An 18,786-nucleotide genomic window follows, 5' to 3' on the forward strand; every position below is an offset into this window, starting at 1 on the left:
CACAAGGGGCCTACTGGGGCGGTGCCGGCCAGCCAGGACTCGGCGGTGAGGTGGGAAAGTCGCTGCGCGGATGCTCGCCTCGACTGAGGAAGGCACGCCGTTCCGGTGGGTCGGGAGCCTCGGCAACGCACTTGGCGAGGTCCGCCTCCTGGGTCGGCCACGCCTGTGCGTAGGCCGGTTCAGGTCCGCCGTACAGGGTCAGGAAACCGGTGATCTTCCACTCACCGAAGACGTCGACAGCCGGCGCCACCGCAGGACCCTCCTGCGCGGGCAACGCGTTGTTCGACTCGTTCGTTGGGGTGGTGAGTATCAAGAGCAACGCGTCGATGCCGTCGTTGTAGGGGGTGTTGTTCACGACGCTGACGAACGCGCCATTCTCTTGTTCGAGTGCCAGACCGTACCGGTAATTGCACACGATCGCGGTGACCGTGTCGCCATTGTGGGTCATCGAGTCAATCCGAAACCGGTTGTTCCCGAGCCGGACTGCGTCCGACGCACTGCCCCTGCTCACATCCGGCCGCAGATTGCGGGTGAAGATGTCTTTGCCGTCTTCAGATTCGGCGACAGCGCGGTCGAAGCCGGGATACGCGTAGTCGAGGTTGTGCATCGTCTGGCTGTCCAGGCGTGACTCCAGGAACGCCCGGACGGGCACTGCAGGCCCGGTCAGGAGTTCGATCGCCGGCCCGCCCGTCCATTGGTAGTGCTCGTCGGCAAGCTGACCGACAGACCGGTCGATGCGGGCTCCGTCGTCACCGAACAGGTGACAGCCGGTCAGCAGCATCAAGAACGACAGCGAGACGCAGCCGCGAACAGAACGTCGAATCATTGTGTGATGCGATCGTATTGGTCACCGAACGGGACGACCGGGCTTCTGCCGAGCCCCAACTTCCTGTCCAAGGCTTCGTTCAGATCGCCGCCCAGTTCGTCTGGAGTCTTGTAAATTGTCCGCTCCTCCAACTCGGCTGTGGTCATCAGCCGCTGATAGGGCTGGCCGTTCTCATCGAAGTCCTGGATCTGGAACTGTTCCGTTCCCGGCACCTCGACTCCCGTAGCCAGTAGGGCGTTGGTGGTGAATCGCGCTGACTCGTCGGCATACATCGGCACCACGTCGCCCGAGATGTCGGACCCGTTGCCGAAGAAACTGTCCTCCAACGCGCCACCCATCATGCCGATGGCCTTCCCGTACGGGCCACCCGCCGCGGAGAGGGTGTCGACCGCGTGGTTGTAGACGGACTTCTTCAGATCCGTCATTTCGTTGTTGTCCATGCCGATGGTCTTGAGGCCTTCGGCAGTTCCGTGGTCCATGAGGGCCTTCAGCGACGCGGCGCCGTTCATCGACGCATCGTGCGAGAACACTTCCTCGCCTGCACCGACTTTGTTCGCCCACTCGTACGATTTTTCCAGGGCCATTTCGTTTGCCGCGCCGTAGAACTCGCGATACGCGTCCACCTGGGATCCGAGAACGGTGAAGACGCCCTTGGCAAGGTTGCGGTCCTGCGAATCCTTGCCGTGATCGAGCGGCTGGAAGTTGTCGTCCGCGCCGCCTCCTACGTTGGCGATGTCTGCCATGTACGGGGTGAGCCCATGCGCCATGCCCTTGACCAACTCGGGGTTGACCTGGCCGAGCGTGTCCGTCTGTCCGAACGCATTCGGGATGTCCATCAACTCGGGATGGCCACCGATGAACTGGGCGTACCTCTCGGCTGCGGCGGAGGCGATGTCGGCGTTGGGGCCACTGGCGTTCTCGTTGGTCCAATTGAACAGCGTGGCAGCGTCCTTGCCGTCGTCAGCCCAGCCGGTGGTCATGACGTCCTTCAGGAAGTCGTCGCTGTTGTAGTCGTAACCCGACCGCCCGGTTTCCGGCTGCCATCCGACCATGTGGTCGGTCACGACCTGGTGATCGCGGCCCGCAGACGTGAAGAGGTCTCGCACGGTCTCCTGATTGGCCGGACTCTCGTCCATAAGCCGGTCGGACAGCCGAATCATCTCGCGATCGATTTCGGTGCCGTCCTGGAATTTGGCGTCCCCGTTCCTGACGATGTCTGCAATTGCCTCGACTTTTTGCCTCTCGACCTCGTCGCCCGGATAGCCGATCAGATTGTCGTTCGAGAGCGCCCGCTGAACCGAATCGGGCAGGCGATCGAACGAGCCCTTCGGCTGATTTCCGTTCTCGTCGGGCTTCCCAAAAGCGACGTCGTCATTGCTCATCAACTGCCACGAGTCGCCGATGACGTTCTTGTGCTCATTGAGGTTTTCCTCTGCCGTCGTCAAGTCATCGACACTCATGTCGTGTTGTTGAGACTGCATTTCGCTCAGGTACGCCTGCTGTTCTGGCGACAGCGGCTGACCGGGTTGAATCGTGCTCAAGACGTCGTTGACACGGCCCGCCGCGGTCTCGTCGCCGTCCTTTAGCGTCTTCTCGACGTCCTCCTTGGCCCGCTTCTCGACGTCGTCGTCCTTGCCGTCCTCGTCGTCCCCCACGGGCAGCGAGTCGTCGCCCTGTCCCTCCTTGGCGAACTTCTGACCCGCCCCGAGCATGTCGTACTCGCCCTTGAGCCCGGTGACTGTGCCCTTGATGGTCTGCATGCCCGCGTGGGTGTGGTTCATGATCTCGGTGAGACGCTGCAGGCCTTGCTTGGCGATCTGCATCTGCATGGTCTTGCCGGCCTGGTCGTTGGTAGTGGTCGCGGCAGCGTCGTTGACCCACTTCCGTAGGGTCTCGAGGTCGTTGCGGCCCGAGGTGACGAGGTTGGCCGCGTTGGTGATCTGGATGCCAAGCTTCTTGTCGACGTCGGCGATCGCCCCGATGACCCGCTGGTGCTCGGCGTTCGCCGCGGCGTAGGCCTCCGACGCTGCGCCGGTCCAGCGTCCGCCGGGCGCCGCGGCGTCCATATCGGACTTCAGCTGGTTGAGCTTGCTGCTCTGGTCGAAGCGTTCACCGGTCTGGGGCGTGCCTTCGCCGTAGGTCTGTCGGGCCTGCGACCACGTCGAATGGAAGCCGTCGAGCGCGCTCACCTGCGTTCACCCCCCGGATCAGTACGGCGTCATCGCCGACACCACCTAATTATCACCGACGACGGCTACGGCGGGGCCACGAATCCGACCGGCCCGGAAGCAAGGCACAGAGACAGTGCGGAGGTGTTGGCGCGGACGTCGATAGCGTTGCCCGCGCCCGACAATCTGACGAATACGCGGTTCAGTCCCGGCCGCACCGGCACCTTGGTCTCCGTGCCGTCGGACAGCGCCATCGTCATCGATCCGTTGGTGTTGGCGAGATAGTTGATCTCGGCCGTCCACTCCGACGGCAGCATCGGGCCGCTGAGCGGCATCCGGACCGGGGTGCCGGGCTGGACGAGGTAGCCACATTGCGGGGCGGGGCCGGCCAGGGTGTATCGAACCCACGTCACCTGTGCATCGACCACCCGGCCCGAGCGCTCGATGAATCGGAGATCCGTTGTGCTCGTGCTGAACTCGGGCCGATCCCGCAGCAGTGCGAAGACGTGACTGGCCAAATTGTCCGGCCATGAAAAGCGCTGAAGGATGTGGGGGTCGACCTCCTGGTCGAGCATCGGCGCGACCGACGCGGCATTCTCCGCGGACAGCCCTGTCCGTGCGTTGTCCAGGTAGGACCGGGTCGGGTTGTCCCGCCAACTCGTGAAGAACGTCGCGGTCGAGTACAGGCTGCTTCCGACGAAGAGCACTGCGCACGAGGCGATTACACCGGTGCGGAGGCGTGAGGCGTCCAGCCACGTCGAAGCACGCCGATTGGGCGCGCAGAATGCGACGGCCGCCAGCAGGGCGAGCACGACGACGAGGTCCGGCAGATAGCGCAGCGTCTGCGCGAGCTCGATGGCGGTGAACCGCGACGATCGCATCAAGTAGATCGGTACCTGACAGGCCGCGACATACCCGACCGCCGCTGCCCACACCGGGCCGATGCGGTCCTTGCGCGCCACGGACACCGCGATGATGGCCGCCAGTGCCAGCGCGCCGAGCACGATGACCGGCCACTGAGGTAGTGCCCACGGTGACGAGGGTGCCCAGCGTTCCCAATCCCACGGGCCCCCGACCAACCCCGGCAGGATCCCGCGCGTCACTGATCGGACCAGCAGATCCCACGTCATCGAGTAATCCAAGGTCCACCGCCGCTGGTCGACGACCACGAGATACACGCCAATCCAGGCCGTCGTCAACGCCAAGGATGCGGCCCAGAGATGAAAGCCTCTGCGCCACACCAACTTCAGCGGCGCTGGCTCGCCGGTGACGTGCGCCAGCAGCGCGGCGACCGTGAACGCGACGAACGGGATGACCGCGGCCTTCTCGAAGAACAGCAGCCCAATGAAGTACGCGGCAAGGGCAGACGCGACATAACGCCGATTGCCGGTGCGCACCAGCAGGATCGCGTCCGCGCACACCCATGCCAACGCGGCGATCATCGGCAGCGCGTTCAGTGCGGCCGCCCACCATGCGAAGGCGGGCAATCCAAGTGGGACGAAGAGCGCGAAGGTCAGGGGGACCAACAACACCGGGCGCCACCCGAGGATCACATGCAGCGCGCGTAGCAGTGCCAGCGATGCGACGAGTTGCAGCAGCACCATGCTGACGGCCGGCCCGATCCAGTTGAATGGCGCGAGCTTGGAGATGCTGCCGGCGACGAGGTACGCGGCGGGCATCACGTGGCCGTCGTGATCGTCGAAGAGGAAGGAAGGGGCGAGCAGGTGGTGGGTACCTGCGCGGCTGATGAGGATCAGGTCGTCCCAGTAGAAGTAGCCGCCGAACGCCACCACCGCCCGGATGACCAACTGCAGCGCGATCAGCGCCAAAGCAGTACGCCGGACCCAGTGCACGTCCGCCGACTGTACGGACCGTTCCTTAGGAGTGAGCAGCAGCGTGTGTTGCTCGGTTGCGGCCCGAACGGTGTTGGCCGCTGGCGGCGGGTGTTCTCCGGTGGACCGGTGCGCATCGTGTGCGTGCCGGTGGGCCGGAACTGCCGTGCCTGCCACCGTGGTCCGGTTGACGATCGGGCCTGACCGGTGGCGTGCCCGCAACGGTCCTCTGTCCGTTGCGGGGTCCTGCCGGCCGTCGCCTGATCTTCAATCCGAGGCCACGTCTGCCGATCGCGGTCGCCGCACCATGATGGCCGGTGACCGGTTCGGAAGTCTGCTGCTGCAAGGGTTTGACCCAGTGCTGGGCACCCCACTTGCTGGTGTAAGCGGCATCCACGCCGATGACCGCGATACCGCAGCGGGCGGCCATCGAGGTGAGGCGGTTGCGGAACTTCGCAGTGGGGATACCCGCCACGGTGCGGCGGAACCGTTTCCCGCGCGTGCCGCGGCCCATCGTCTCGCGGCCGGTAGCGCGGGCATCGGCGAAGTCCAGGTTCTCGATCACCACCGCCGTGCATTGGGCCTGGGCCGCGGTATCGAGCAGCGCGGTGATCGCCGCACGGACCCGCCCATCACGGCGCGATGCACGCAGCCCCGCGGTGTCGATCGGGATCGATATCGGGTTCCCAACGGGGTTCCCTGACTCGTCGAGCACGCAGCAGGCCAGATGATCGGCGTTGAGATCGACCCCCAATACCGGGCCGGCACGTAGTTCGTCGATCGAGGGCGCCGCGGTCACTGCGTCTTGTTTCCAGGAGGCGTCCAGATACCAGCGGTCCTTGACCGGGTCATAGGTGATGTCGTAGCGCACCGCGCGGCGCCCCGCCACCCGCTGGGCCCACTCGGTGCCGCGATGCGGGAACTCGACCGGTGCCGCAACAGTCAGATGTGTCCCGTATTGGGGTACCAGTGCGACGGGGACCTTGATGCGCAACCGGCCCGCCTCGTCGACGCGGATGGTGTCATTGCCACCCGGTCTTCCGGATTCGCCGTCGGCGGTCAGAAACATCCGCGCCGCGTCCCAGTGTGCCCGCCACTGCGGTTCGGTCATGGCGGCCTGGTCGAGGTGGGCGCGGTTGCGCCACAGCCGTTTCCCGCCCACGGTGATCGACGGACGGCCGGCACCCAATGCCTGTTCGGCCTCGGCCAGCCGCTGACGCAGGATCGCCAGCCGCCGCGTCTTGGCAAACCGCTCACCGGCGGTGCGGTAACCACGCCGGCGACGGCGCGAGGTTGTCGGGAGCCGATCCTGTTCTCCGGGGCGTGGCGCGCACCGCGCCTCGAGCACGTCGACGGCTTGACGCAGATCGGCCACGTGGGCGCTCAGCGCTCGCATGCCCAGCTGATATTGGTCCTCGACCGCCCGGGTGATAGCCCCGGCCCAGCGCGAGGACGCCACCGCGGTCACAGCCCGCTTGCGCCGTGCGCGCCACTGGGCATGCGATTGGCGATCCATTGGGCCCAACTCGACTCGGCCCGCCAGCTCCGCCCGATACACCGATCCCAGCAACGATCCGATCGTCGCCACAACGCCAACCTCGGCCTCGCTCAGGTGAATGCGGGTCCGGATCCGCACCCCCGCCGGCCCTGCAGCCACCACCGGATCACCAATCCATCGCAGCTGCCTACCCATGCCCTCATGCTGGCAGCCACCACCGACAGACTGGACCGCCGAGCCGTCACAACACTGACTACCACTCGGTATCACTCAGTCCCGATCACTATCCGACCGACAACTGCCAACCCCAACGCGCGCCGGTATGGTGGCCCGGTGCGGACACTGGTCACCGGCGCTGCCGGATTCATCGGGTCGACGCTGGTAGACCGGCTGCTGGCGGACGGTCACAGCGTCGTCGCCGTCGATGACCTCAGCTCGGGCAACAGCGTCAACCTCGGTCGCGCCGAGCGTGCGGACGCCTTCGAATTCGTCAAGGCCGACATCGTCGACGCCGACCTGACCGGGCTGCTCAGGGACATTCAACCCGAGGTCGTCTTTCACCTCGCCGCCCAGATCTCGGTCAGCCGCTCGGTCGACGAACCGCAGTTCGATGCGAGCGTCAACGTCGTAGGCACCGTGCGGCTCGCCGAGGCGGCCCGCCAGGCGGGCGTCCGCAAGGTCGTCCACACGTCGTCGGGCGGCTCGGTCTACGGCACTCCGCCGGGATACCCGACCAACGAGCAGATGCCCGTCGACCCGTCGTCCCCGTACGCCGCCAGCAAGGTGTGCGGCGAGGTGTACCTGAACATGTTCCGCAACCTCTACGGGCTGGACTGCAGCCACATCGCACCCGCCAACGTCTACGGGCCGCGCCAGGACCCGCACGGGGAGGCCGGCGTCGTCGCGATCTTCTCGAGGGCGCTCCTCGCCGGCAAGTCGACCAAGATCTTCGGCGACGGCACCGATACCCGCGACTACGTGTTCGTCGACGACGTCGTCGACGCGTTCGTGCGTGCCTCGGGTGAGGCCGGGGGCGGTCAGCGCTTCAACGTCGGCACCGGCGTCGAAACCTCGGTGCGCCAACTACATTCGGCCATCGCCGCCGCAGCTGGCAAGCCCGACGAGCCCGAACTGCATCCGCCACGACTCGGGGATCTGCGGCGGAGCTGCCTGGACTTCAGCCGCGCCAACGAGGTGCTGGGCTGGACGCCGAAGGTCGAACTCTCAGAAGGCGTGGGCAGGACCGTCGACTACTTCCGCCAGCAATAAAAGATTGTAAGTACTCACTATCTGTTGTACGTTCATGACATGACGTACGACGTGATCCTCCGCAACGGTCTGTGGTTCGACGGCACCGGCGGCGCCCCGAGGGTCCGCACGCTGGGCATACGGGACGGAATCGTGGCGACGGTGTCGATGACGCCGCTGGACGAGGCCGGCTGCCCGGACGTCATCGACGCGGCGGGAAAGTGGATCGTTCCCGGCTTCATCGACGTCCACACCCACTACGACGCAGAGGTGCTGCTCGACCCCGGCCTGCGGGAGTCGGTGCGGCACGGCGTCACCACGGTCCTGCTCGGCAACTGCTCGCTGTCGACGGTGTACGCGAATTCGGAGGACGCCGCCGACCTGTTCAGCCGGGTGGAGGCGGTCCCTCGCAAGTACGTCTTTGGAGCGCTCGAGGCGAACCAGACGTGGTCATCAGCCGCGGAATACGTTGCCGCACTGGATGAACTGCCACTCGGGCCGAACGTCGGCTCGATGCTCGGTCACTCGGACCTGCGCACCGCGGTGCTGGGACTCGACCGCGCCACCACCGATGGCGTCGAACCGACCAACGCCGAACTGAGCCGCATGGCCAACCTTCTGGAACAGGCGCTCGACGCCGGACTGCTCGGCATGTCCGGAATGGATGCGCCCATCGACAAACTCGATGGCGACCGCTACCGCTCCCGTGCGCTGCCGTCGACGTTCGCGACCTGGCGGGAACGTCGCAGGCTGATCTCCGTGCTGCGCAAGCGCGGGCGGATACTGCAGAGCGCGCCCAATACCACGAACGCGATCTCGGCGCTGATGTTCTTCCTCACCAGCAGCCGGATGTTCGGCCGCCGCAAGGGCGTTCGGATGAGCCTGCTGGTGTCCGCCGATGCCAAGTCCGCACAGGGTGCGGTGTACGTACTCGGTCCCGGCACGAGGCTGCTCAACAAGGTGTTCGGCGCTTCCGTGCGGTTCCAGCACCTCCCGGTCCCGTTCGAGCTGTACTCCGATGGCATCGACCTGCCGGTCTTCGAGGAGTTCGGCGCAGGCACTGCGGCGCTGCACCTCCGCGACCAGCTCGAGCGCAATGAACTGCTCGCCGATACCGAGTACCGTCGCCGGTTCCGTCGGTCGTTCGACCGCAAGAAGCTCGGCCCCACGTTGTGGCACCGCGACTTTCACGACGCGACGATCGTCGAGTGCCCCGACGAGTCACTCGTGGGCAAGAGCTTCGGACAGCTCGCCGACGAGCGTGGCCTGCACCCGCTCGATGCGTTCCTCGACGTCCTGGTCGAGAACGGCGAGCGCAACGTGCGCTGGACGACGATCGTCGCCAACCACCGACCGAAGCACCTCGACGCGCTCGCCAAGGACCCGTCGATCCACATGGGCTTCTCGGATGCCGGTGCGCACCTGCGCAACATGGCGTTCTACAACTTCTCGCTGCGGCTGCTGAAACGCGTCCGCGACGCCGACCGCGCCGGTCGCCCGTTCCTCACCGTCCAACACGCTGTGCATCGGCTGACCGCTGAGGTAGCCGAATGGTTCGGCATTCCGGCGGGCACCCTGCGTGAGGGTGAGCGCGCCGACTTCGTTGTCATCGATCCAGCTGGCTTGAACGACTCGGTCGACTCCTATCACGAAGCGGAAGTTCCGTTCTACGGCGGACTTTCGCGCATGGTCAACCGCAACGACGAGACCGTCGTCGCGACGGGCGTCAACGGCATCGTCGTCTTCCGCAACGGTCGGTTCTGCGAAGGCTATGGCGAGACGGTCAAGTCCGGTCGCTTCCTGCGGGCCGGTGCCGAACGGGCGAGGGCGCTCGTCTGACATGGCCAGAACCCAGCAACAGCGCCGTGAGGAGACGGTCGCGCGCCTGCTCGACGCGAGCATCGACACCATCATCGAGGTCGGCTACGCACGCGCATCGGCCGCCGTGATTGCCAAGCGCGCCAAGGTGTCCGACGGTGCGTTGTTCCGTCACTTCGCCACCATGGGCGACTTCATGGCCGCCACCGCGCACGAGGTAATGCGCCGTCAACTCGAGCTGTTCACCAAGCGAGTGGCGGAGATCCCGGCGGGCGAACCGGTGCTCGAGGCATCCCTGGTCGTGATGCGCGACGTCACGGCCAACCCGACGAACGCCGTGATGTACGAACTGCTGATCGCTGCGCGCACCGACGAGAAGCTGAACGCCACGCTGCGGGAAGTGCTCGCCGAGTACGCGGCGAACATCTACGAGGTCGCCAGCGCCGTGCCCGGGGCGGACAGGTTCCCGCCTGAGATCTTCGCGACCTTGGTGGCGACGCTGACGAATGCGTTCGACGGCGCCGCAATCGTGCGCGCGGTACTGCCACAACCCGAACTCGAACAGCGCCGAATCGCGCTGCTGACGACGCTGATCACCGGAGACTTGCCGGGCTAGAACCTGCCCGAAATCGCCTGCGAGACGTCTGCCACGGCCCGGCGGAGATTGGACCGTGGCAGACGATTAGTTCAGAGTTCCGCTGCGGCTACCACGTCACCGACGTGTTGACGTGACCCAGCTCCGCTTTCTGCTTGCCACTGGCGTCCTTGCACGACAGCACGGCGTTGTACGTAGTGCCGGTTATGGTGCCGCTGAAACTCTCCGTGTGGTTGCCATTCGCAGGAACGTTGAACTGTCTCGTTGTCTTCTTGGGTACCAAGGGATTCAACGAACTTGCCGTAGCGGTGTAGTTGCACGACGCTTCAATGTTCGACGTGTTGGTGACATTGAAGTCGACGCTCGTGAGCCCAGGGTCACCGAATGACGCCTGGATAGCGTTGGTCACGTCCGGGATCGGGGCGCACGTCTGGCTGGCCGGAACGGTCGGAGTGGGCGAGCCTGCAGGACACTGAATGTCCGGCTTTGCCGCCGGGGCAGCCGGGGCGGCGGGGGCAGCCGGGGCGGCCGGGGCGGCGGGGGCGGCGGGCGGCTTGTATGTGTAGTCCGCCCAGGGGCCGCACCAATCCCCCTCAAGGTCTTTCTTGCGGCAGCCCTGGAACCCAAGCGTGAATCCACCACTTCCGATACTGCCGATGATGATGGCGACGTTATGCGTGGCGGTCTGGCCGTTGATGCATTTGAATGGGTACTCGTCTTGATGTCCGTTGTCCATCACGTGCACGGCGTCGACGACGTAGTCGCCGTTTACTCGGGGACAGCCGCTAATAACGCAGGTAAGTTGGTTAGCGCCTACGGCATTGCAGCTCACGTTGAGCCCGTTGGACAAACTGTCCGCGCTTGCGACCGGCGCCGCCACAGTCCCTGACAGCACGGAGGCGGCGATGGCGGTTGCGATGGCAAGTAATGCAGGTGTTCGTATGGCCACAGCGGCTCGGCGCGTGGCGGTTCTGATCGTCATGTCGTGACACTATTTGCCGGACATCGGAGTTGAATCGGGTGTTTCCCTACGTATCGACCCCTTCGACGGTTTGAACCATCTGCCAGGGCCTAGTTCCGGTGGTTTGTCGTGAGGGTTAGGGAAACACCCGATTCAACAATGCCTTTGACCTCGTAGCGTCAACGCTCAGCAACCCTGCTCATCGGAAGGCGACCATGAAGCCGGCTAGGCGCGGGGCGCGTTTCGGTGCGCTCGGCTAGCCGTCCTCGGGGGCCCGCGCCCCCTCGAGCGCAATCGCGCGGGCCAGCTGGGCGTACCGCAGTTCGAGGTCCTTGAACCGCATGTACGCGCTCAGCGTCGTGAACAGGAACGCGATCACCAGCGCGTACTCCATCAGGTCGGCACCGCGGTCGACGCCGAGCCAATTGGCCACCACGGTCGTGTCGTCGGGTCGGACCACCGCGTAGATCGCCGCCATGACGAACAACACGTAGCCGACCTTCACCCACGCCTTGGACTGCGCGTTGCGTCTGGACCGCAGCAGGTACACCAGCAGCACGACGATCGACGCGATCAGCAGTACCTGAATCCAGTTCACTTGCGCATCCTTCCGCGCAGCAGCCCATCGAAGACGATGTTGATCCCGTTGATCAGCGGCTGGCCCTTCGACATCGAGTAGTCGGTGTAGAGAATCTCGACGGGCTCCTCGGCCACTCGCCAGTTGTTCTCGGCGACCACGGCGATGAACTCGCTCGCGTGGCTCATTCCGTTCATGGTGAGGTTCAGCCCGTCGGCGACGGTCTTGTTGAACACCCGCAGCCCGTTGTGGGCGTCGGTGAGCCCCAACTTCCGGCTGGCGGGGCTCAGCTTGGCGATGATCGGGAACAAGATCCGTCGCAGTCTCGGCATTTGCTGGGGTGCACTGTCGCCGAAACGGGTGCCGACGACGATGTCGAGGTGCTCGGCGACGAGCCTGTCGATCATGCGGACCACGTCCTTGACGCGGTGCTGGCCGTCGGCGTCGAAGGTCACGAACACCGCGGCGCCCGGCCTGCTTCTGGCGTACTCGACGCCGGTCTGGATGGCGGCGCCCTGGCCGAGATTGACGGGGTGGCGCACCAGGTGCGCGCCTGCGGCCAGTGCCCGTTCGCCCGTATCGTCGCGGCTGCCGTCGTCGACGCACACCACGTGGTCGAAGACGGTGCGGACGTCGGTGATCACCTCGGCGATCACGCTCGCTTCGTTGAAGGCAGGGACGACGAGCCAAACGTCGTGGTAGCGGCCAGGTGAGGTGTCTCCGGTGTCGATGCCGAACAAACTACACGCTCAGCCTTGCTGTGCTCGCACTAGCGCGACCAGATGCACAACGATTCCGACCAACGGTCCGCACAGCAGCGCAACCACCGTGCGCGTTTCCAACGGCGCAGGCCACAACAACAGCAGTGCCGACGCCAGGGTGGCGCTGATCCAGCCCGCGGCGTAGGCGCGGTGCAGGGCGGCCGCCACCGTGGCCGCGCCGGTGAGGGTGAGCAGTGCGATGGCTATCGCCGCAGCCGTGAACCACGCCAGCAGTGCACCCCCGGCCCGGTACTGCGGCCCGAACGCGAACTGGAGCAACGACGGTCCGGCGAACCCGGCGACGAGTACCGCGAGCAGGCCGAGCCCTGCGACTACCAGGGCCGGCATCACCAGCGCCTTCAGCCGCGCGGCGCGCTGGTCGACGAAGTGTGCGATCAGGTTTCCCTGCATCGCGGTGAGTGGCACGAGCAGGGGAGCGCGGGTCAACGTCACCGCGAGGATCACCACCCCGCCCGCCGCGCCGAGGTCCTGGGAGGTGGCCTTCAGCAGCACGGGGAACCCCATGATCAGGATGGCGCTGGCGCCGGCGGCGGCGATCGAGTGCGAGGCGCCCCGCAGGAACGTCATTGTCGTACCGGGGGTGAGCAACCGGGCCGCTGCGCGCGTCGCGGGGGACACCAACAGCAGCACCAGCCAGGCGATCGAACCGGCGACCGTCGCCCACAGATACCCGACTAGGCCCCAACCGACCAGGAAGGTGGCCGTGGCGACGGCGACGCGCCCCGTCGCGTCTCCGACGATGAGCGAGCCGTATTGGCTCCACCGGTTCACCCCGGCCAGCACGCCCAACAGCGTCGCGTGCAGGCAGAAGCCGGCGATGCCTGCGGCCAGCAGCGCGACGCTGAGCCACCGGGACTCGACGAACACGTGAGATGACCACAACGGTGAGGTGCCGACGACCGTCGCCGCGGAGCCGACGCCCACCAGCACGGCCACCCGCAGCGGGTGAAGCTGCGGGCCGTCGGGAATCGCGACCTGCGCCTGGCGCACCTCGCGGGTCGACTCCTGAAGCAGGCCGTTGGCGGCGCCCGCCAGGAGCCCGAACGCTCCCCAGAACACGGCGAACACCGAGAAGCCCGCGGGTTCCAGGTCACGCGCCGCGAGGTAAAGCACCGCGTAGCCGAACACGGCGCTCACCACGGTCGCGGCGCCGACCCGGACGACACTGCCCCGGGTGACGGGGCCCTGCGCCGGTACCGCGGCGCCGTCGGTCACAGGTCTGGGACCCGCGTGGAATACAGCCAGGCCTGCCACAGCGGCCGCAACGATTCGTCGGCGTAGTTGGCCGCCAACCCAGTGAAGTCATCGGTGACGGCGGTCGCGTGCCGATGTCGCGTCGTCCAGTCCCGCAGCAGACTGAAGAAGTTCTCGTCGCCGATGGTGTGGCGCAGCACGTGCAGTGTCAGTGCGCCGCGCTTGTACACCCGGTCGTCGAACAAGTCCCGGGGACCGGGGTCCGACAGCAGCAGATCCTGCCGCGACGACTTGAGCCGCTGGTGGTAGTGCGCGGCCCAGTCGTCGGCGGTGCGCCCGCCCGAGTTCTCCGACCACAGCCATTCGGCATAACAGGCGAAACCTTCGTGCAGCCAGATGTCGCGCCAGCGCCGCGCCGTCACCGAGTTGCCGAACCACTGGTGGGCCAGTTCGTGCGCGATGAGCCGCTCTGCGGTGCGCTGCCCGTCGCAGTGGTTGGCGCCGAAGATCGAAATACCTTGGGCCTCAACCGGAATCTCGAGGTCGTCGTCGGTCACCACCACGGTGTAGCCCGTCGCGAGCGGGTAGGGGCCGAACAGTTCGATGAAGAGCTTCATCATCTCGGGTTGGCGGCCGAAGTCGTGATCGAAGTTGCGCCGCAAGCGAGCTGGAAGTGCCGCGTTCATCTGCACCGGGCTCTTGGCCAACCGATAGGTGCCGTAGTCGCCGATCTGCACGGTCATCAGATAGGTGGACGTGGGCTCGGCCTGCTCGTAGACCCACGTGGTCATGGCGGCCCGGGTACGACGGGACACCAGCTCGCCGTTGGCGACCACGCGATACGGGTTGTCGGCGCTGAGCTGGATGCGGTAGCTGGCCTTGGAGCTCGGGTGGTCGTCACAGGGGAACCACGACGCCGCGCCGTTGGGTTGACCGGCGACCAGGGCCCCGTTCGTGAGCTCCTCGAAACCCACTTCGCCCCAAAGGGATCGGATGGGACGTGGATTGCCCGCGTACCGCACGTTGATCGACATGGCCGCCCCGGCGGGCAGCGCAGAAGGCAGTGTGACGTGCAGCTTGCCCGCGGAGTGGCGGAACTGCGCAGGCCGGCGGCCATTGACTGACACCTTGGACACCGTCAGGGGATCGGCGAGGTCGAGGGTGAACGTCTTCAGCGACGCCAGCGTGGCGGCGGTGATGGTGGCCGCGCCCGACAGCCGGTTGGCGTTGACCTTGTACTCGAGTTCCAGCTCATACCGGGATACCCGGTAGCCGAAGTTGCCGTTGCCTGGCAGGTAGGGATCGATGACCGGCGGCGGGCTCTTGCGCGCGGCCTTCTTTGCGGATCGGGTCACGCGGCGGATTCCCCAGTGGTCTTCGGCGCCTTGGGTGCGCCACCGCGCTTCTTGCCGAATGCATTCCACGGCGCGATGGGGTTGCCCTGCCACCGGGACGACGCGGGCACCTCGTCACCCCGCATCACCAGCGAAGCGGGGCCCACCGTTGCGCCCGCGCCGATCTTGGCCGCGGGCAACGCCACGCAGTGCGGGCCGAGGGTCGCGCCGTCCTCCAGCACGACGGTGTCCATGCGCATGATCCGGTCGTGGAAGAGGTGGGTCTGCACCACGCACCCCCGGTTGACGGTGGAGCCGTGGCCGAGGCTGACCAGGTCGGCCTCTGGCAGCCAATAGGTTTCGCACCACACGCCGCGGCCGATGGATGCGCCGAGGGCGCGTAGCCACAGGTTCATCACCGGCGTTCCGCTGGCCGCGCGGGCGAACCAGGGCGCCGCGACGGTCTCGACGAACGTGTCGGACACCTCGTTGCGCCACACGAAGGAAGACCACAGCGGATGTTCGATGGCCTTGATCCGTCCGATCACCAGCCACTTGGCGACGACGGCGATGGTGCCGGCCACCGCGCCTGCGACTAGCAGCACGACGCCGCCGGTCAGAGCGGTCCACAGCCAGCCGAATTCGTTTGCCAATGCCTGTAATCCGCCGAGCACGGTGACGCCGATCGCAAACGTCACGATCACGGGGACGATGCGGAACGTCTCGACCGCCGCGCGCATGACCTTCAGCCGTGGGGAAGGATGGAACGTGCGGAGCACGTCGGCGGCCGTGGGTTGGCGGCGCAGCCGGATCGGCGGACTGCCCAGCCACGACGACCCGGCCTTGGCCTTGTGCGGCGTCGCGCTGAGCACGGCCACCAGTCCGTCGTCGGGCACCCGCCGGCCCGGTTGGGTGATGCCGGAGTTGCCGAGGAACGCCCGCTTGCCAACGGTGGCCTTCGCGACGTGGATCCATCCGCCACCGAGTTCGTAGGACGCGACCATGGTGTCGTCGGCCAGGAAGGCGCCGTCCTCCACGACCGTGAACTTCGGAGTGAGCAACGCGGTCGAGATCTCGGTTCCCTTACCGATCTTCGCGCCGAGCAGCCGCAGCCACCACGGCGTGAGCAGGCTGGCGTAGATGGGGAACAGGTAGTTTCGAGCCGCGTCCATCAGTCGCTCGGTGGCCCACAGTTGCCAGCCCACCCGGCTGCGCACCGGGTGATAGCCCTCCCGCAGGCCCAGCGCCAGCATGCGAACGCCGACGATGGTGAGTGCTGCGTAGACGACGACCGCGACCAGCGTGGCGGCCGGGGTCCACACGGCCAACGGGATGATCGCGTCCACCAGCGACGTGGTGTGCCGCACCGCCCAGCCGAGCACCGCCAGCCCGGCGCCGAGCGCCACCAGCGGCACGCCGCCGAGCAGGATCGACGTGATGCCGTACACCGCAACCCAGAACGGTGCGCGGCGCGGGCGTTCGTCCGGCCACGGATGGCGGGCCTTGCCGGACTTCATCGCAGGGGAGCCCTTCCAGTACTGGCCTGCCTTGACCTTGCCGACCACTCCCGAGCCCGGTGCGACGTCGGCGTTCTTGCCGACGATGGCGTTGGGTAGCAACGTGGTTCGCGCGCCGATCGTGGCGTCGTTGCCGATGGTGATCGGTCCGACGTGGAACAGGTCCCCGTCGATCCAGTGCCCGGTGAGGTCAACCTCGGGCTCGACCGAACAGCGGTGGCCCAGGGTGAGCATCCCGGTGACGGGCGGCGCCGAATGCAGGTCGACACCCTTTCCGATCTTGTTGCCCAGCGCGCGCGCATAGTAGACCAACCACGGAGCGCCAGACTGGTTCTCGGCGCCGCTGGCCTCCCCGAGCCGTTCGGCAAGCCAGACCCGCAGGTGCACCGTCCCACCACGGCGGTAGGTGCCCGGTGTGAGGCCACCGACCAGGATGCGCGCTCCAAGCACCGCAATCGCCATGCGCCCCAACGGTGTGACGAACGCGACGAACCCTGCTAGGAGCACCCACCAGTTCACCGGCACGGTCCACGGCAGGAGGTGCAGCGCCGCAGCGACATTGTTGAGCAACGCCAGCCACACGACCCACTGCATGCCCGCTAGGGTCGCCAGCGGAACCGACGCAGCGACCTGCGCCAGGCCCGTCCACTTGGAAACCGGTTTGACCGTGCGGGTTTCGACCTTCGGTGGGGGTTCGAGCTCGTCGAGGTAGCCGGCGAGCGAACCGAGCCGCGGGTGGTCGTAGAGGTCGGCGACGGTCACTTGCGGGTACTTGCCACGCAGCGCGGCCACCAACTGTGCTGCGGACAGCGACCCGCCGCCGAGTGCGAAGAAGTCGGCCTCCGGACCCTCGACCGGCGCGGCGAGCACGTCGCGCCACAGTCCGGCCAGCCAGCCCATGGTGCCTGCGAGCGCCGGATCGTCGGCGCCGCTGTCGCCCTCGATCGGCCAGGGCAGCGCGTTGCGGTCGACCTTGCCCGACGTCCGGGTCGGCAGTTCGTCGACGAGCACCAGGCGGGGCACCAGCGCGGCGGGCAGCGATTCGGCCAGCGCAGCGCGCGCCGCGGTGAGGTCGAATTCCGGGTCGGCGCTTGCGATGTAGCCGACGAGCAGGGGCGTGCCGCTCGCGGTGCGGCGCACCGCTGCCGCGCCGCCGCTGACGCCGGGCAGGTTCACCAGGGCCGAGTCGACCTCGCCGAGCTCGATGCGCCGGCCGCCGACCTTGACCTGGTCGTCGGCGCGGCCCTGGAAGTAGAGGCCTTCGGGTTCGAGGCGGACCAGGTCGCCGCTGCGGTAGGCGCGGGCCCACTCCAGCGTCGGCATCGATGCGTACTTTTCGGCGTCCTTTTCTGGGTCGAGGTAGCGCGCGAGCCCGACGCCGCCGATGACGAGCTCGCCGACCTCGCCCATGGCGACGGGCTGGCCGTCCTTGTCGACGACGGCGAGATCCCAGCCGGGCAGCGGCAGGCCGATGCTGACCGGGCCCTTCCCTTCGAGCTTGGCGAGACACGCCACCACGGTCGCCTCGGTGGGACCGTAGGTGTTCCAGACCTCGCGTCCCTCGACGGCGAGGCGCTCGGCGAGCTCGGGCGGGCAGGCCTCTCCGCCGAAGATCAGCAGCCGGACTGCCTCCAACGCCTCCGCGGGCCACAGCGCGGCCAGCGTCGGCACGGTCGAGACGACGGTGATGTCGCGCGACACCAGCCACGGCCCCAGGTCCATCCCGCTGCGGACCAGTGAGCGCGGCGCTGGAACCAGGCAGGCCCCGTGGCGCCAGGCCAGCCACATCTCCTCGCACGATGCGTCGAACGCCACGGACAGCCCCGCGAGCACCCGGTCGCCGGGCCCAAGCGGATTGTCTTGCAAAAAGATCTGCGCTTCGGCGTCGACGAAGGCCGCCGCGTTGTGGTGCGTCACCGCGACGCCCTTGGGGGTTCCGGTGGACCCCGAGGTGAAGATGATCCAGGCGTCGTCGCGGCCGAGCGGACGTCCGGCCCGCCATCCGCGGGACAACCCGTGGCCACGGACCAATCCGCCTTCTTTGATGACGCCGACGACGCCCGCCTCGCCGAACACCAACTCGGCACGCTCGTCGGGGTCGTCGGCGTCGACGGGCACGTAGGCGGCGCCCGCGGCCAGCGTCGACAGGATCGCGACGTAGAGCGCATAAGTGCCCGAGGGCATGCGGATTCCGATGCGGTCGCCGCGGCCGATGCCCCGAGACGCGAGCCATTCGACGCTCTCCTCGATGTCGGCGATCAACTCGGCATAGGTGAGTTGCACGTCGCCGTCGTCGATGGCGGGGGAGTCGGGGTGACGCTCGGCGGTGGCATAGAGGACGTCGATCAGCGTCCTTGGTTCGGGGGCTTGCCCTGACAACAGGTACTGGGCGGGGATGTCCGGCCGCGGTTCCGTCGTCGTCACGGGTACAAACCT

The 18,786-nt window shown here is 66.9% G+C and carries 13 protein-coding genes; 3 read left to right on the top strand and 10 right to left on the bottom strand.

Features of this window, described 5'->3' with window-relative positions:
* Positions 1-10 precede the first annotated feature (10 nt).
* From SLQ33_RS15650 to SLQ33_RS15665, 4 genes are all read right to left on the bottom strand, one after another.
* Positions 11-826, bottom strand: coding sequence for a hypothetical protein (locus SLQ33_RS15650; RefSeq protein ID WP_319454787.1), 816 nt, complete (start codon positions 824-826; stop codon positions 11-13).
* Complete coding sequence (locus SLQ33_RS15655; protein WP_319454788.1) at positions 823-3,015, bottom strand: EspA/EspE family type VII secretion system effector; 2,193 nt, start codon at positions 3,013-3,015, stop codon at positions 823-825. The genes SLQ33_RS15650 and SLQ33_RS15655 overlap by 4 nt, the downstream gene beginning before the upstream one ends.
* A gap of 65 nt (positions 3,016-3,080) precedes the next feature.
* Complete coding sequence (locus SLQ33_RS15660) at positions 3,081-4,847, bottom strand: hypothetical protein (protein ID WP_319454789.1); 1,767 nt, start codon at positions 4,845-4,847, stop codon at positions 3,081-3,083.
* Between the two features lie 25 nt (positions 4,848-4,872).
* Complete coding sequence (locus tag SLQ33_RS15665; protein WP_319454790.1) at positions 4,873-6,519, bottom strand: hypothetical protein; 1,647 nt, start codon at positions 6,517-6,519, stop codon at positions 4,873-4,875.
* Between the two features lie 138 nt (positions 6,520-6,657).
* Here SLQ33_RS15665 and SLQ33_RS15670 point away from each other — a divergent pair, with 138 nt between their 5' ends.
* The 3 genes from SLQ33_RS15670 to SLQ33_RS15680 are packed head-to-tail and all read left to right on the top strand — an operon-like array spanning position 6,658 to position 10,006.
* Positions 6,658-7,593: an NAD-dependent epimerase/dehydratase family protein gene (locus SLQ33_RS15670; protein WP_319454791.1), complete on the top strand. Its 936-nt coding sequence runs from the start codon at positions 6,658-6,660 to the stop codon at positions 7,591-7,593.
* A 39-nt stretch (positions 7,594-7,632) separates the two neighbouring features.
* A complete protein-coding gene (locus SLQ33_RS15675) occupies positions 7,633-9,411 on the top strand; it encodes an amidohydrolase family protein (RefSeq protein ID WP_319454792.1) in 1,779 nt (592 codons plus the stop codon).
* A 1-nt stretch (position 9,412) separates the two neighbouring features.
* Positions 9,413-10,006 carry a TetR/AcrR family transcriptional regulator gene (locus SLQ33_RS15680; RefSeq protein WP_319454793.1) on the top strand — a complete coding sequence of 198 codons (594 nt, stop codon included), beginning with the start codon at positions 9,413-9,415 and terminating at the stop codon, positions 10,004-10,006.
* Between the two features lie 88 nt (positions 10,007-10,094).
* Here the strand turns inward: SLQ33_RS15680 and SLQ33_RS15685 are convergent, their stop codons facing one another.
* The 6 genes from SLQ33_RS15685 to SLQ33_RS15710 form a co-directional block, all read right to left on the bottom strand.
* Entirely contained in the window at positions 10,095-10,967 is an 873-nt protein-coding gene (locus SLQ33_RS15685) for a hypothetical protein (RefSeq protein ID WP_319454794.1), read from the bottom strand.
* Positions 10,968-11,202: 235 nt separating this feature from the next.
* Positions 11,203-11,544 carry a DUF2304 domain-containing protein gene (locus SLQ33_RS15690; RefSeq protein WP_319454795.1) on the bottom strand — a complete coding sequence of 114 codons (342 nt, stop codon included), beginning with the start codon at positions 11,542-11,544 and terminating at the stop codon, positions 11,203-11,205.
* Positions 11,541-12,254 (bottom strand): glycosyltransferase family 2 protein, encoded by a 714-nt coding sequence (locus SLQ33_RS15695; RefSeq protein WP_319455151.1) that lies wholly within the window; start codon positions 12,252-12,254, stop codon positions 11,541-11,543. Before SLQ33_RS15695 ends, SLQ33_RS15690 begins: the two co-directional genes overlap by 4 nt.
* Before the next feature lie 18 nt (positions 12,255-12,272).
* The gene (locus tag SLQ33_RS15700) at positions 12,273-13,520 is read right to left on the bottom strand and encodes a hypothetical protein (RefSeq protein WP_319454796.1); all 1,248 of its coding nucleotides are present in this window, start codon (positions 13,518-13,520) and stop codon (positions 12,273-12,275) included.
* Positions 13,517-14,854, bottom strand: coding sequence for a M1 family metallopeptidase (locus SLQ33_RS15705; RefSeq protein WP_319454797.1), 1,338 nt, complete (start codon positions 14,852-14,854; stop codon positions 13,517-13,519). The genes SLQ33_RS15700 and SLQ33_RS15705 overlap by 4 nt, the downstream gene beginning before the upstream one ends.
* Positions 14,851-18,774 (bottom strand): Pls/PosA family non-ribosomal peptide synthetase, encoded by a 3,924-nt coding sequence (locus SLQ33_RS15710; protein ID WP_319454798.1) that lies wholly within the window; start codon positions 18,772-18,774, stop codon positions 14,851-14,853. The genes SLQ33_RS15705 and SLQ33_RS15710 overlap by 4 nt, the downstream gene beginning before the upstream one ends.
* Between the last annotated feature and the right edge of the window lie 12 nt (positions 18,775-18,786).

Origin of the sequence: Mycobacterium sp. RTGN6, assembly GCF_033804605.1 — a bacterium.
In the GTDB taxonomy this organism is placed as follows: domain Bacteria; phylum Actinomycetota; class Actinomycetes; order Mycobacteriales; family Mycobacteriaceae; genus Mycobacterium.